The following is a 14,417-nucleotide window of genomic DNA, read 5'->3' as shown; positions in this document are numbered from 1 at the left end:
ACTGAACGAAAAGGGCGGTAGCGAAGAGCTACTGCCCTTTTTTGCTAGAATCAGAACGAATTTATTGCTGTTTTTTACAAAATTACTCTTCACATATTTTCTAATCTTGTTAAAATATATGTATCGAGCGGCAGATTTGTGTCGCTAAGCCAAGGGCCAGGCTTAGCTTTGGTCAAAAGGGCTAGGGATTAAGGATGTTGGTGAAACATTCTTAGTTGACCTAGCAAAACAAAATGTTACGAAAAATAAAAAGAGATCTTGATCACTATTATTTGCACCAGGTTGGTGGGGCATTCTTTTATGCCATCATGTTGTCACTAGCCTTGAACTACTTCTGGTTACCAGGCCACGTTTATTCTTCCGGTTTCACTGGTTTAGCGCAGTTGATTGACACCTTAACCGGTGGTAAGGTCAACGTTGCCTGGGCGATTGCCATCGTCAATATGCCGCTGTTAGTGTTGGCTTGGTTGACACTGTCAAAGCGCTTTGCGATTTTTACCGCGATGGCAGTCTTGCTATCAGCGGCATTCGTGCCACTTTTTGCAACCAAGACGGTTTTGACGCCAGACCCCTTAATTAACGCCATCTTTGGTGGCGGAATTAACGGGATGGCCGTTGGAACGGCGTTGCGCTGCGGTGTTGGAACCGGTGGATTAGACATTATCGGGATGGAGTTGAAACATCAATTCCGAATGAAGGTTGGCTCCGTCAACCTAGCCTTTAACGCCTTGATTATGATTGGAGCGGGGCTGACCTATGGTTGGCAGTATGCTCTTTATTCTATTATCGGGGTGGTCGTTTCCGCCCACTTCATTGATGTTTTCTATACCCACCAGCAACAAATTCAAGAAATGATTGTCACGAATAAGCCGGAAGAAATGACGGACACGATTCAAAACAAAATGCGTCGTGGTGTTACGATTATTGATTCAGCTCACGGTGGTTATACCGGCCGTGACCGGTCAATTCTCTTGACGGTTGTGACGCAACATGAATTACCTGAATTGCGCCATGCCATTAAGGAAGTTGATCCCCATGCCTTTTACTCGGAGTCAAAGGTGGAACACACCGGTGGTCGTTTCTACGAACCAGAACCTTAATAAGCAATAAAAAAAGCCCTTAGCATTCATTGCTAAGGGTTTTTTACTGACGATTTAGTTGTTTGGTGTTGATTGTGAACTGGTCCGCCGCATCGTTACATGTGGTGTCCCTTCAAAAATAAATGGTTCGGCTAGTGCTTGAAAACCAAACTTTTCATAGAAGCCGACAACCTGTTCCTGCGACTCGATTTCGATTGGTTCATTCGGCCAATTAGCTTGGCAAACTGCTAAAATTTGGACCATTAAGTCATGGCCGAGGCCGGTGCCGCGCGCATTTGGGCTGGTGACAACTCGGCCAAAAGTAACGTGATCGTTATTCCAAAAAACGCGGGCGTAGGCTAGGACAGGGGCCGTCTGATTGTCTTGAAAGAAAACATGAATGGCCTGTGGGTCCTTGTCATCTAATTCGTGGTAGATTCGGTTTTGTTCGACCACAAAGGTATCGATGCGCAGTTTTAAGGATTGATAAAATTCGTTAGCAGTCAATTCGGTCATTTTTTTTATTTGCCACATTGGTCTGTCCTTCTTTCGTTGTTCCTGTATAATGGTTGCATATGCAACTGTTGGGTGATGAGGGAGGCTTACATGATTGACTTAGAAATCTTCCGGCAAATGGGCTCCATTTCGAGGCGGGCAACCAAAGAGATGAACCAAGCAGCCAGTCAGTATCAGCTTGAAAATAACTTGTTCTTGTATCTGATCCGCATCGTTGAACACGAGGGGCTAACGCAGTCTGATTTAGCTGATTTGATTCAAGTCGATAAGACCACTTTGAGTCGGGCCTTAACAAAGTTGGACCGCCGCGGTTATATTGATAAAGTGGCGGATGCTAAAAATAAAAATTACAAGCAACTTTATCCAACACAGAAAGCGCGTGATAATTATCAGGTGTTAGCGGCCTTGGAACAGAAGTACATCAAGGATCGACTGTCTGCGTTATCGGCAAGCGAGCTAAAACAATTAAAACAATTATTAGCAAAAATTTTGCACACATAAGCTGTGCTTTATTTTAACAGGTTGAGTTGCAAATGCAACTGTTTAATTTAAAAAGGAGTTCTGATGCAAAATAAATTTCTCACGCGGTTATTGTTCTTTTTCTTGGGTTTACTGCTGGTCGCGGTTGGTAACGCACTATCCATCGTTTCGGGCGCAGGGAACGGGCTCTGGACGGCAGCGGCCCTTGGGTTGGCGCTAGTGACAAAAATTCCACTGGCAGTCGTCTTATTTCTTATTGGAATCATGATTCTAGCGGTGAATGTTTTCTTAGCAAAACATTGGTCGTGGTTGACTGTCATCGGTGAGTTCTTGTTTGTCCTCTTCTTTAGTCAACTGATTCATCTTTTCGTTAATTTCTTGCTGCCATTGAACATTGCGGCGGTGAATTATTGGCTGCGGGTTTTGCTAGCAATTGGCGGCATTACCATTGTTTGCTTGGGCACCTCTTTTTACCAACGCGCCAACCTCTGGATGTATCCGACCGATTCTTTGACGGTGCTCCTAACCCTACGGTTTTTCCCAAGAAATGTGGCCCGGGCCCAATTAGTGGCCTTTTTAATGCCAGTTTTGATCATTGCCGTCGTTGGTCTGTCAACGCAGCAGGTGATTGGTGTTCAGGTCGGAACTGTCTTTTCACTGTTGTGTAACGGCCTGCTAATTGCTTTTTTTAACCGGCACATTTGCCCATCGCTGACTAGCAATCAGGCGTTGTCTTTCTAATAAAATACCGACTGAAGAAAAAGCGTTACAATGGAATTGATCGAACCATTTTAAAGGGGGTGTTCCATGGCAAAGTATGCAGAGGCATGGGACTCAAAGACAACTTGGCATCGTTTTTGGATTCTAGCCGTTTCGTTAAGCATTGCGACGGGGAAGGGGATTGCGCCGATTTTACCGTCCTTGCAAAAAACATTTGGACATTATCCAGTGACTTTAATTAATATGGTGGCTACCGTGCAGCAGATTCCTGCTCTGATTGTTTTATTGTTTTCTAGTCGTTTGGCCAACCGGTTTGGCATTAAAAAGGTGATTGGGACTGGGCTTGCAATCATGGGAGTTGCTGGTATCTTACCTGCTGTGATCAATGATTTTTGGTTAATTTTTGCTAGTCGGTTATTATTTGGCGTGGGCATCGGTTTGACTAATTCACTGGCCATTACCTTAATTGACTTCTTTTATGAAGGAAATGATCAGGCGCAGATGCTCGGTAATCGAACTGCCTTTGAGCCAATCGGCCTTTGTATCGTCAATTTGACGGTGGGCTGGTTACTAACCTTTTCTTGGCATTATTCCTTTTTGGCATATGGCCTAATGTTCCTAATTTTGTGGGGATTTTGGCAGGTGGTGCCGGAATATCCACATCGCAATCAACCGACCCCACACCAAATTCAGCATCCCCGCCAGTGGCACCGCTTATCCTGGCCGATTATCGAGTTTGCCCTTTATTGTGGCATTTTAACTGTCGGAATGTCGGTGGTGAACGTTTACACGCCTTATTTGGTATTGAGTCATCGGATGGGCTCGGCGATGGTTGCTTCGGTAGTGATTACGGCGTATACAATTTTTTCGATGTTGATGGGCTTTTTGTTTGGGGTAATCTTTAAGTACATACACCGCTATGTTTTTATCTTGGGTTTGTTTATGATGGCTTTAGGTGCGTTACTCATGAATAGTGCCAGTCAACTATATTTATTGGTGATTGCCGTGATTTTAATTGGCTTTTCATACCCATTGGCTGGGACTTACCTGTTTAATACCATTGCTAACCGCGTGCCCAAGCGCTCGGCGGGGATTGCTAATTCGATTTTGTTGGTTGGTTGTAACGCTGGGACGGCCTTAGCACCAGCATTGATTTCACTTTTCAATACGCTAACACCCGGTCCTGCAACGGACGGCGGAATTGGCCTCTATGGTCTCTTGATGTTGGGGCTAACTGTGGTCTCGCTGCCAATTGTGCTGCGGAAAAGGAATTAATCGTAGTTACTGGACAAATTTACTACAAAAGGCATGATAATCCGTGTTTGCCAGCAAAAAAATTAGCAAAAAAGATTGACATTCTTTTTTAGAATTGAGATAATATATAAGTCTTTAATGCATATCGTTACAACATACGAAATAAAATGCGAGGAAGGAGGGGGATCGACATGGCAAAGGTTATTGTACGTAAGAATGAATCTTTGGATGATGCATTGCGCCGTTTCAAGCGTGGTGTTTCAAAGGACGGTACTCTCCAAGAATACCGCAAGCGTGAATTCTATGTGAAGCCTTCAGTTGAACGTAAGTTGAAGTCTGAAGCTGCACGTAAGCGCAACAAGAAGAAGAAGAACCGTTAATTCGGCCAAAAAACGTCACTTTTGGTGGCGTTTTTTATTTGCCGCCGTGGTAGACTAATATATAAGTATAGTTCCACATTTGAAGGAGAAAATCGATGAGCTTATTAGAACAAGTACAGGCTGATATGAAGGAAGCCATGAAGGCTAAGGACAAGCAAACTTTAGCGGTTGTTCGTCAAATCAAGTCAGCGGTGATGAACGAACAAATCAACTTGGGTCATGATTTGACTGAAGAAGAGGAGTTGGCCGTTTTGTCACGTGAAGTCAAGCAACGCCGTGATTCAATTGCTGAATTTAAGGCGGGTAACCGTGATGATTTAGCGGAAGCAACGCAAGCTGAATTGGATGTTTTGGCAAAGTACTTGCCAGCCCAATTGTCTGAAGACGAAATCAAGGACATTGTGGCTGCTGCCATCGAAAAGACCGGGGCTAATAGCCCAGCTGACATGGGGAAGGTCATGGGCATTGTTTCTGGTCAAACAAAGGGCCGTGCCGATGGTAAGGTCGTAGCTGATCAAGTGAAGGCTGCTTTGGCCAAGTAAGCATCAAAAGCGGTCTAACCGCTTATACATAGGATGTTGGGGTAATCGTGCCCCATAGAGTAGTTAGAAGAAAAGGATGGGCGCAATGGATACAAGTCTGGGACAAGTGATTCGAGCTGATGTCACTGATGAAAACGACCAGTATTTTTACGCACAAGTTGATGGCGTGACATACGAAATCGACAAGCAAGAATTGGAAAAGCCATTAAAGGTTGGTGGAATGGTGACTGGTTTTGCTTATCAAAATGAGCAACACCGCCTTCAAATCACCAAAACCATCCCGGCTGTGCAAAAAGACCAGTACGCCTGGGGAACCGTGGTCAACTCACGTAGTGACCTTGGTGTCTTTGTTAATATTGGCTTAGCCAATAAGGACTTGGTGGTTTCTTTGGATGATTTGCCAACGATGAAAGAACTTTGGCCAAAGGCCGGGGACCGCTTGTTGTTGTCAATCAAGGAAGACAACAAGGACCGTCTCTGGGGTAAGCTTGCTCAACAAGACGTGATTCAAGCTGTTTCTCGTCAGGCGCGACTTAATGCCGGGGTTAAGAAGGGTGAAAAGATCAAGGCCACCGTCTACCGCAACAAGTTGGTTGGAACGTTGGTGTTGACCGAGGACTACTACCTAGGCTTTATCCATCCATCCCAACGGGAAGCGGAACCACGTTTGGGTGAAGTAGTGACGGCCCGGGTATTGGGCGTCAACGACCGTGGCATTGTGAACCTATCTTTGAAGCCATTAGCCTATAAGTTAATGGATGAAGATGCGCAATTCTTGCTGATTCAATTGCAACGCAAGGCTGATCATTTCTTGCCATTTAATGACAAGTCGGATCCCGAGGCGATTAAAAAGCAGTTTGGCTTTTCAAAGTCGCAATTTAAGCGCGCTTTGGGCCGGCTTTATAAGGAACGCTTAATCATCCAAGTCGATGATGGCATCCAGCTGACTGAGGCTGGAATGAAGGACTAGCCTATGTTGCCTGACGTGATGGAAGATTATTTAAATTACGTACAGGTCGAGCGAGGCTTGTCAAAAAATACGCTGACGGCCTACCGACAGGATTTGACGGCCTTTGTTCGCTTTTTAAACCAGCAACAAAAGACCTGGCATGATGTGGACCACCTGTTAATTTTGTCCTTTTTAAATCAAATGCGGCAAGAACAGCGGGCCAACACATCGGTGGCGCGAATGGTGACTTCGCTGCGTAAGTGCTTTGCTTACCTGAAGCGTGAAGGCCAGGTTGACCACGACCCAATGTTAAACATTAAGCCGCCAAAGAAGGCCGAACATTTGCCAGCCGTTTTGTCAGTCGCAGAAGTCGACCGCCTCTTGGAGACACCGGATGTTTCGACTCCCTTAGGCTTACGGACCCGGGCAATGCTGGAAGTCATGTATGCCACCGGTTTACGGGTTTCGGAGTTAGTCCACTTAAAGATGGAAGACCTTCACCTAGACTTGGGTCTGATTCAAACCCTGGGAAAGGGTGACAAGGAACGGATTATTCCAATTGGCGAGCTAGCAGTTGACTGGGTTGACCGTTACTTAGCCAAAGCCCGGCCGGCTTTGGTTAAAGACCAGCGGACGGCAACCCTGTTTGTTAACGACCATGGCCGCTCACTGTCACGGCAAGGAGTCTGGCAGTTGATCAAAAAGTTAGTTCAGCAAGCGGATATTCAAAAGGACGTTTCGCCGCATACTTTGCGGCACTCATTTGCAACCCATATCCTAGAAAATGGGGCAGACTTGCGGATTGTCCAGGAGCTGCTTGGCCATGCCGACATCTCTACCACACAGATTTATACTCATATTTCAAAAAAGCGCCTGAGTCAGGTCTATGACCAGTACCATCCCCGCGCTTAGCCAGTAGAAAAGGAGTTAGCATGTTAATTCCCACCAGACCAGATGATGAAAAAATCGTCATGGGATTGTTTTCCCTTGTACCGGAATTAAAGGACTTAAGCCATCTCAAGCAGGTGCTTGACCTGTACGAGCAACCCAACTTTCAGCTGTTTTTCTGGCAGCCAGACCAGTTGGATTCGATTAATGGCCTTCTTGGCTTTGAACGCTACCGTGATAAAGTTTTGATTGTCCGTCATTTAATTTTGACACCTGGGGCCCCAAAAAAGGCAACCCATGCGCAAATGTTGACGGATTTGCAAGAGTTTTATCCAAATATGACGATTATGGGGACACTTGAGACCCAAACATACATTGATAAATGGAGAAAGCATTATACCAAACCAAAGTCTTACAATTAAGATTACTGATTTCGAAGGGCCCTTGGACCTGCTTTTGCATTTGATCAAAAAGCATGAAATGGATATTTTCGAGTTGCCAATTGCAGAAGTCACGAAGCAATACTTGGGCTTTATCCATGACCAGCAGGCCATGCAGTTGGATGTGGCGGCCGAGTACTTAGTGATGGCGGCCAAATTGATTCACATTAAGTCAACGGACTTGCTGCCAAAGCCACCGGTAACCGATGATGAGGATGATAACTTTGAAGAGTTAGACCCCAAAGAGGAATTGATTGCTCGTTTGTTGGTCTATCAACGCTTTCAGCAGGCCACCGGCTTCTTTGACGAACGGCAAGAATCCGGCTTGCAATCCTATGCCCGACCAGCGATTGAAGAAGAAAAGCCGGAAGCTGACCAGGCGCTGGCCTTGGCCCCAGGGTTAACTTTGATTGATCTCCAGTTGGCCTTTGATAGTGTTTTAGCTCGTAAACGCGACTTAGCACCAAAGACTAGGCAAGTGGAGTCGGACTCTTATACGATTGGTGATGGAATTAAGACCATTCGGCATAAATTGCAACGGTTGCCCGCTGGCCAATCGCTGCCCTTTACGTCTCTGTTCGATGATGTCTTTCAGGCTGACCGCCTGGTGATGACCTTTTTGGGCTTGCTTGAAATTACCAAAGCAGGGGAAATTACCCTCTGGCAGGCAGATTTATCAGAAGAAATTTTAATTAAAACGGTGAAAAATGGATCAGAAGATTAGTCAAATTGAAGCATTGCTCTTTGTCGCGGGTGAGGATGGCCTGACTGCCGCGGAATTAGCTAAGATTACCGGCTTTGATAAGGGAGCCATCCCAGGTTTAATTGATAAGTTGGCGACCCATTTGATTGAGGTTGATTCGCCATTGACGCTGCGGTCTTCTGATGACCGTTATGTGATTGTGACGAAGCCGGAATTTGGTAAGTTGGTCTCGGCCTACTTTGACCTCCCAGTCAATACGAAGTTGACCCAGCCACAGTTGGAAACTTTGGTGATTATTGCTTATCAACAGCCAATTACCCGAGTTGAAATTGATCAAATTCGTGGTGTTCGGTCGGCCGGAACCATTCAAAAATTGCTGCTGCACCAGTTGATTGAGGCTGTTGGCCGTAAGGAAGAAATCGGGCGTCCAATTTTGTATGGGACAACCGCTGATTTTTTGGACTACTTTGGGTTGAAGTCCTTGGAAGAATTGCCTGAATTGCCTGATATTAATGACTTGACCCTTGATGAAACCGGACAAGCCGAGGTGGCTTTGTTTGATCAAATTGATGACCAGGGTGATACAATTGCGGTAGCAGATAGTGCCGCTGTGCCAGAGAATCAGCCGGATAGCGAAGCTGAAGGTGCAGATCAGGCGGCTGCGACAACAGTGGACAGTGAAGAACAAAAGGAGTCCAACCAATGACGGAAGAAAGTCAACGACTACAAAAGGTGATTGCCCAGGCCGGGATTGCCTCCCGCCGTGCGGCTGAAACCATCATCTTGGAGGGCCGTGTTGAAGTCAACGGCCAAGTGGTCAGTCAGCTTGGAACCAAGGTGACCGCGCAAGACGAAGTGAAGGTTGATGGCGTGCCACTGGACGGGCAAGAAAAGCATGTCTATTATTTGCTGAATAAGCCACGGGGTGTTGTGACAACTAGTCATGACGACAAGGATCGCAAGACGGTGGTTGATATTCTTGAGGATGTTGATGCCCGAGTTTACCCCGTTGGTCGGTTGGATTACGATACAACCGGAGCCTTACTGTTGACCAATGACGGGGACTTAGCGAACCAATTGATGCATCCCAAAGGTCGAGTTGATAAGGTTTATACCGCTAAGGTGAAGGGTTTAGCTACCTTGGAACAGCTAGCTCCCTTAAAGCGTGGGGTGGTCATCAAGGGTAAGAAAACTGCACCGGCTAAGGTGGCCATTGAAAAGGTTGACCGGGATAAGAAGGTTTCCTTTGTCACAGTCACGATTCATGAAGGCCGCAACCACCAGGTTAAGGATATGTTGGCCAAGGTGGGCTTGCCAGTTGAAAAGTTACGCCGTGATCGTTACGCTTTCTTGGATTTGCTCGGCTTACAGCCAGGTGAGTACCGTGATTTAAAGCATGATGAAGTCAAGCGCTTGAAGGCCGGCGACTACCGCTTCTTGCGCCGCAAGTAATCAATTTGTCGGTTCAAATAAAGAATTTTTAATGAACAAGTAAGCAATTACTTGTTTTTTTATTGGCAAGCTTTTTGACCTATGCTATACTAATTCTTGTTTCAAAATAAAATAATAACTTCGGGGTCGGGTGAAAGTCCCAACCGGCGGTGAAGTAGCACGATGCTAACGAGCCCGCGACCTGCGCAAGCAGTTGATTTGGTTAAAATCCAAAGCCGACCGTAAAGTCGGGTATAAAGAAGTTTAAAGACAGTCCTTTTTGAGCTGGCCTTTATTTTACCCCGGGTGAAGTAGGGCCTTTTTTTAGGCCAAAGGAGTGGAAAATGACACGAAACACTACTAAAAAACTCACCCTAGTTGCTGTGTTAAGCGCAATTTCATTTGCTTTAACCATCTTTCCACAGGTAGTAATTATCCCAAGCGCCTCGTTTTTGAAAATTGATTTTTCAATCGTTCCGGCTTTTCTAGCTTTGGAGTGGCTGGGCCTGTCTTCAGCGACTTATGTCTTGCTGATTCGGACGGTCTTGAAGCTGTTGCTCTTTAACGAAGGAGTGAACACTTACATTGGTTTGCCAGTCAACTTGCTCATTGGCTTGACTTTCATCTTTTTCATTGCAGGAATGCAAAAAGTTGAAATCAAATGGCCAAAGTGGCTGTGGCAAACGGTGTCGGTGGCTGTCGCTTCAGTTGCAATGACCATTATGGCCTACCTAGTGAACATTGTTTGGGCAATTCCGCTGTATGCCCGCTTTGCTAACTTTGATATCGCGAAGTTCATTGGCATTAAGGTATACTTGTGGGGGATGGTTGTTCCATTCAACTTGCTTGAAGGTGTAATTTGGTTTGTTGTCTCGGCAATTGTCGTTGCTGTCTTGAAACCTTTTAAGAAAAGCTTTCGCTCTTAAGAAAAGGTTATCATTTTCAAATGAACTTCCGTGTTAGACTGGATTTATGAAGGAATAAATGGGAGGTCTTGAAAATGAATGATCAAGCAGTACCGACAATGTCGCGTCGTCAACGTCATGTTGAAGAGGCACAGCAGGGACATCCAAAGAAAAACACCAATGCCAAGAATCACGGTGGTTTAGTGGTTATTTTGGTCTTACTTTCGCTTTTCTTGTTAGCGTCAGCACCAGTATATGGACTGATGAAAAATGCACCAAAGATGACTAAGACAACAACTAGCGCAACGTCATCATCCTCATCAGCAGCATCAAGTAGCTCATCGGCAACGGCAACGAGTCAAAGCCAGTCAGCTGCTAGCTCACAAAGCCAATCAGCAACGTCACAGGCACAACAAAGCAGTGACGACCAAGCGGCATCACAAGCTGCATCAGCCAACACGGCTGTCTTGGCTACCGGCCAAACTTTGTATAACTTTGCGGTGACACATGGCACTACTGCCGACCAGATTTATAACTTAAATCCGGGTGTTACGGCACAAAACTATACACAGTATGCCGGACAGTCGTTGAAGATTAAATAAGGAATAGGAAGTTTCATCCTCATGGTAAAACCCGCACATTTTCAAGTCGCAATTGATGGCCCTGCCTCGGCAGGAAAGTCCACGATTGCTAAAATTTTGGCAACAGATTTAAAGTATGTCTACGTGGACACTGGTGCGATGTACCGTGCTATCACTTTAGCGGCCAAAAATGCTGGTTTAGCTTATGAGGACGAAGCAGGAATCACAGCCTTATTACCTGAAATTAAGATTCAGTTCTTGCCGGGCGAACCTGTCCAACACGTTTTGTTAAATGGTGTAGAGGTCACGGAGGATATCCGTTCGACTGAAATCACCAATAATGTTTCTTTGGTCTCATCCTATGCGGCAGTGCGGAGTGACTTAGTTAACCGTCAGCGGGCCTTGACTGCTGAGCAGCCAGTGATTATGGATGGTCGTGATATTGGAACAACGGTTTTGCCTGACGCCCAAGTTAAAATCTTTTTGATTGCTTCGGTTGAAGAACGGGCAGAGCGCCGTTACAAGGAAAACGTACAAAAGGGCATGAAGGTTGACCTGGAAACGTTGAAGGAAGAAATTGAAGCCCGTGATTATAAAGATTCACACCGCGAAATTTCACCCTTGACCAAGGCGGATGATGCCATCACTGTGGATACGACTGGTCAAAATATTGATCAGGTTGTGGCAACAATTAAAACAATTATTGAAGATCACCAGTAAGGTGGTCTTTTTCTTTTTTAATTAAAATCTGTTAAAATAGAATTTATAGGGTAGACCGATTTTGTACAGTTTTTTTCGGCTTAGATTAAAATTATTCAGTACTTTGTTCAGTTTTTTAACTTAGGGGCTAGGAAAATCCTAGTTTCTCTGATAAAATACCCTTATAAGTGTAAATTGTAGGAGGACGTTTGACGTCATGAGTGATACTAACAGCGAATTATTAGCAGCTCTGGAAAGTGCTGACCAAATTAAGGTAGGGGATGTCGTAACTGGAGAAGTTCTAGCAATCGACAACGATAACCAAGCAGTTATCGGTCTTCATACCGGTGAAGAAGGAGTTGTGCCAGCACGTGAGTACTCTGACGATCGTAGCGTTAACTTGGCAGACGACTTGAAAGTCGGCGACACTATTGAAACTGTTGTAGTTTCAAACGTTACAAGCGACAAGGAAGGCGTAGCTTACTTGTTGTCAAAGAAGCGCTTGGAAGCCCGAAAGGCATGGGAATCATTGTCATTTAACGAAGGTGATGTTGTTGACGCTAAGGTTATCAACGCCGTTCGTGGTGGTTTGATTGTTGATGTTGCCGGCATCCGTGGTTTTGTACCTGCATCAATGGTTGCAGAACGCTTCGTTTCAGACTTGAACCAATTCAAGGGTCAAGACATTAAGGCAGAAGTGATTGAAATCGATCCAGCCAAGGCTCGTTTGATTTTGTCACGTAAGGCCGTTGCTGCACAAGAACGTGCAGAAAAGTTGGCAGAAGCCTTCAGCCGTTTGGCAGTTGGCGAAGTTGTTGAAGGAACTGTTGCTCGTTTGACTGACTTCGGTGCTTTCGTTGACTTGGGCGGCGTGGACGGATTGGTTCACGTTTCTGAAATCTCACATGACCGTGTTAAGAACCCATCAGACGTTTTGTCAAAGGGTGACAAGGTTAACGTTAAGATTTTGGCTTTGGATACTGATCGTGGACGTATCTCACTTTCAATCAAGGCTACCCAGCCAGGTCCTTGGGATGAAGTTGCAGAAAAGGCCCCAGCTGGTACAGTTCTTGAAGGAACTGTTAAGCGCGTCAAGGACTTTGGAGCATTCGTTGAAATCTTCCCTGGTATCGAAGGATTGGTTCACGTTTCACAAATTTCACACAAGCGTGTTGAAAACCCAGCCGACGTTTTGAAGTCTGGTGACAAGGTGAAGGTTCAAGTGTTGGATGTTAAGCCAGCAGAAGAACGTATCTCATTGTCAATGAAGGCTTTGGAAGAAAAGCCAGCCAACCATCATGAAGATCACGAAGATAACCGTGGTGCTTCACGTGCTGACATGGCAGCCTTCCAACAAGACGATGAAGGTGCCGCTACTTTGGGCGACATCTTCGGCGACAAGTTGTAAGATTGAATTAAGAAGGCTGGTTTTCCAGTCTTTTTTTATTGGAAAGGAGCGGGATGATGGCAGCACCGATTGTAGCCGTTGTTGGCCGACCAAATGTTGGAAAGTCAACTTTATTTAACCGCATTGTAGGCGATCGTATCGCCATTGTTGAGGATATGCCAGGGGTTACCCGTGACCGCTTGTATGCACGAGCTGATTGGCTCAATTATGATTTCCGGGTTATTGATACTGGTGGATTGGAAATGGGGAATGCCCCATTTTTGACCGAAATCCGTGCGCAAGTTGAATTAGCCATTGATGAAGCCGATGTTATTTTGATGGTTGTTTCTGGTCGGGAAGGCTTAACAGCCGATGACCAAGCGGTTGCTAACCTCTTGTATGGCTCTGATAAGCCAGTGGTTTTGGCCGTTAACAAGGTCGATAACCCAGAAATGCGGGCAGATATCTATGACTTCTACGCCCTTGGAATGGGCGATCCTTACCCAGTTTCTGGTTCACACGGAATTGGTTTGGGTGATGTCTTAGACGAAATCGTCAAGAACTTCCCAGATGAAGCCGCCGAACAGGAAGATGATGCGGTTCGTTTCTCAATTATTGGCCGACCAAATGTTGGAAAGTCGTCAATCGTGAACGCCATCTTGGGCGAAGACCGGATGATTGTCTCTAACATCGAGGGAACAACGCGTGATGCCATCGATACCCGCTTTATTACTGCTGAAGGTGATGAATTCGTGATGGTCGATACGGCCGGAATCCGTAAGCGTGGTAAGGTCTATGAGAATACTGAGAAATATTCCGTGATGCGGGCTATGAAGGCCATAGACGAATCAGAAGTTGTTTTAATGGTTTTGGACGCAGAAACCGGAATTCGCGAACAAGACAAGCATGTGGCCGGTTATGCGCATGAGGCTGGTAAGGCCCTGGTAATTGTGGTCAATAAGTGGGATGCGATTGAAAAGGATACGCATACCATGACGGACTTTGAGAACCTGATTCGTGATGAATTCAAGTTCTTGGACTATGCACCAATTGTCTTTGTTTCAGCTAAGACTGGACAGCGCTTAGACCGTTTGCCTGATTTAATTTTGGCGGTTAACGATAATCACAAAAAGCGGGTCTCATCGTCAACGTTGAACGATGTTTTGATGGATGCCTTGGCTACCAATCCAGCACCATCTGATAATGGGCGCCGTTTACGGGTTTATTATGCGACCCAAGTGGCCATTGAACCACCAACCATCGTTGTCTTTGTGAACGATGTTGAATTAATGCATTTCTCGTATCAACGTTTCTTAGAAAACCAAATTCGCTCAGCCTTTGATTTTTCTGGGACGCCAATCAAGTTGATTATTCGGCAACGAAAGTAATCTTTTTAGAGCAAAAGTGGGGATAATCTTGGCAAAATAGCCCAGAAACGTCCGGAAACAGGCATTTATCGCAAT

At 45.5% G+C, this 14,417-nt stretch carries 18 protein-coding genes and 1 riboswitch; of the genes, 17 read left to right on the top strand and 1 reads right to left on the bottom strand.

Annotated features, from left to right (window positions below; all coding sequences use genetic code 11):
• Positions 1–233: 233 nt before the first annotated feature.
• Entirely contained in the window at positions 234–1,100 is an 867-nt protein-coding gene (locus BLW39_RS02310; RefSeq protein ID WP_059376821.1) for a YitT family protein, read from the top strand.
• 54 nt (positions 1,101–1,154) lie between these two features.
• Here BLW39_RS02310 and BLW39_RS02305 read toward each other — a convergent pair whose 3' ends face one another.
• On the bottom strand, positions 1,155–1,613 hold the full coding sequence (locus BLW39_RS02305; protein ID WP_059376818.1) for a GNAT family N-acetyltransferase: 459 nt from the start codon (positions 1,611–1,613) through the stop codon (positions 1,155–1,157).
• 24 nt (positions 1,614–1,637) lie between these two features.
• On the opposite strand from BLW39_RS02305, the gene BLW39_RS02300 reads away from it, so the two are divergent.
• The 16 genes from BLW39_RS02300 to der all read left to right on the top strand — a co-directional run bounded on the left by BLW39_RS02300 (position 1,638) and on the right by der (position 14,342).
• Positions 1,638–2,096: a MarR family winged helix-turn-helix transcriptional regulator gene (locus BLW39_RS02300; protein ID WP_409360004.1), complete on the top strand. Its 459-nt coding sequence runs from the start codon at positions 1,638–1,640 to the stop codon at positions 2,094–2,096.
• A gap of 63 nt (positions 2,097–2,159) precedes the next feature.
• Positions 2,160–2,816, top strand: coding sequence for a DUF6198 family protein (locus BLW39_RS02295; protein WP_059376813.1), 657 nt, complete (start codon positions 2,160–2,162; stop codon positions 2,814–2,816).
• A gap of 66 nt (positions 2,817–2,882) precedes the next feature.
• A complete protein-coding gene (locus tag BLW39_RS02290; RefSeq protein ID WP_059376810.1) occupies positions 2,883–4,070 on the top strand; it encodes an MFS transporter in 1,188 nt (395 codons plus the stop codon).
• Positions 4,071–4,240: 170 nt separating this feature from the next.
• A complete protein-coding gene (gene rpsU / locus BLW39_RS02285) occupies positions 4,241–4,429 on the top strand; it encodes a 30S ribosomal protein S21 (protein ID WP_047974532.1) in 189 nt (62 codons plus the stop codon).
• 95 nt (positions 4,430–4,524) lie between these two features.
• A complete protein-coding gene (locus BLW39_RS02280; RefSeq protein ID WP_059376807.1) occupies positions 4,525–4,971 on the top strand; it encodes a GatB/YqeY domain-containing protein in 447 nt (148 codons plus the stop codon).
• An 85-nt stretch (positions 4,972–5,056) separates the two neighbouring features.
• The gene (locus BLW39_RS02275; RefSeq protein ID WP_059376805.1) at positions 5,057–5,941 is read left to right on the top strand and encodes a CvfB family protein; all 885 of its coding nucleotides are present in this window, start codon (positions 5,057–5,059) and stop codon (positions 5,939–5,941) included.
• A 3-nt stretch (positions 5,942–5,944) separates the two neighbouring features.
• Positions 5,945–6,832, top strand: coding sequence for a site-specific tyrosine recombinase XerD (xerD, locus tag BLW39_RS02270; protein ID WP_059376802.1), 888 nt, complete (start codon positions 5,945–5,947; stop codon positions 6,830–6,832).
• 20 nt (positions 6,833–6,852) lie between these two features.
• Positions 6,853–7,230 (top strand): hypothetical protein, encoded by a 378-nt coding sequence (locus BLW39_RS02265; protein ID WP_059376800.1) that lies wholly within the window; start codon positions 6,853–6,855, stop codon positions 7,228–7,230.
• Complete coding sequence (locus tag BLW39_RS02260) at positions 7,166–7,972, top strand: segregation and condensation protein A (protein WP_322788001.1); 807 nt, start codon at positions 7,166–7,168, stop codon at positions 7,970–7,972. The genes BLW39_RS02265 and BLW39_RS02260 overlap by 65 nt, the downstream gene beginning before the upstream one ends.
• The gene (gene scpB, locus BLW39_RS02255) at positions 7,956–8,657 is read left to right on the top strand and encodes an SMC-Scp complex subunit ScpB (RefSeq protein ID WP_082138816.1); all 702 of its coding nucleotides are present in this window, start codon (positions 7,956–7,958) and stop codon (positions 8,655–8,657) included. The genes BLW39_RS02260 and scpB overlap by 17 nt, the downstream gene beginning before the upstream one ends.
• A complete protein-coding gene (locus BLW39_RS02250; protein ID WP_059376790.1) occupies positions 8,654–9,403 on the top strand; it encodes a pseudouridine synthase in 750 nt (249 codons plus the stop codon). Before scpB ends, BLW39_RS02250 begins: the two co-directional genes overlap by 4 nt.
• A gap of 112 nt (positions 9,404–9,515) precedes the next feature.
• Positions 9,516–9,651: riboswitch (FMN riboswitch) on the top strand.
• Between the two features lie 75 nt (positions 9,652–9,726).
• Positions 9,727–10,308, top strand: coding sequence for an ECF transporter S component (locus BLW39_RS02245; RefSeq protein WP_059376783.1), 582 nt, complete (start codon positions 9,727–9,729; stop codon positions 10,306–10,308).
• Positions 10,309–10,382: 74 nt separating this feature from the next.
• Complete coding sequence (locus BLW39_RS02240) at positions 10,383–10,889, top strand: LysM peptidoglycan-binding domain-containing protein (RefSeq protein ID WP_059376780.1); 507 nt, start codon at positions 10,383–10,385, stop codon at positions 10,887–10,889.
• Between the two features lie 21 nt (positions 10,890–10,910).
• Positions 10,911–11,588 carry a (d)CMP kinase gene (cmk, locus tag BLW39_RS02235; protein ID WP_059376777.1) on the top strand — a complete coding sequence of 226 codons (678 nt, stop codon included), beginning with the start codon at positions 10,911–10,913 and terminating at the stop codon, positions 11,586–11,588.
• A 196-nt stretch (positions 11,589–11,784) separates the two neighbouring features.
• A complete protein-coding gene (gene rpsA, locus BLW39_RS02230; RefSeq protein ID WP_059376774.1) occupies positions 11,785–12,975 on the top strand; it encodes a 30S ribosomal protein S1 in 1,191 nt (396 codons plus the stop codon).
• Positions 12,976–13,031: 56 nt separating this feature from the next.
• Entirely contained in the window at positions 13,032–14,342 is a 1,311-nt protein-coding gene (der, locus tag BLW39_RS02225) for a ribosome biogenesis GTPase Der (protein WP_059376769.1), read from the top strand.
• Positions 14,343–14,417: the final 75 nt, after the last annotated feature.

The sequence above is a fragment of the Fructobacillus pseudoficulneus genome (assembly GCF_900108455.1).
Taxonomy (GTDB): domain Bacteria; phylum Bacillota; class Bacilli; order Lactobacillales; family Lactobacillaceae; genus Fructobacillus; species Fructobacillus pseudoficulneus.
Note: the sequence above shows the minus strand (reverse complement) of the source record. Positions and strands in the feature narration are given on the sequence as shown.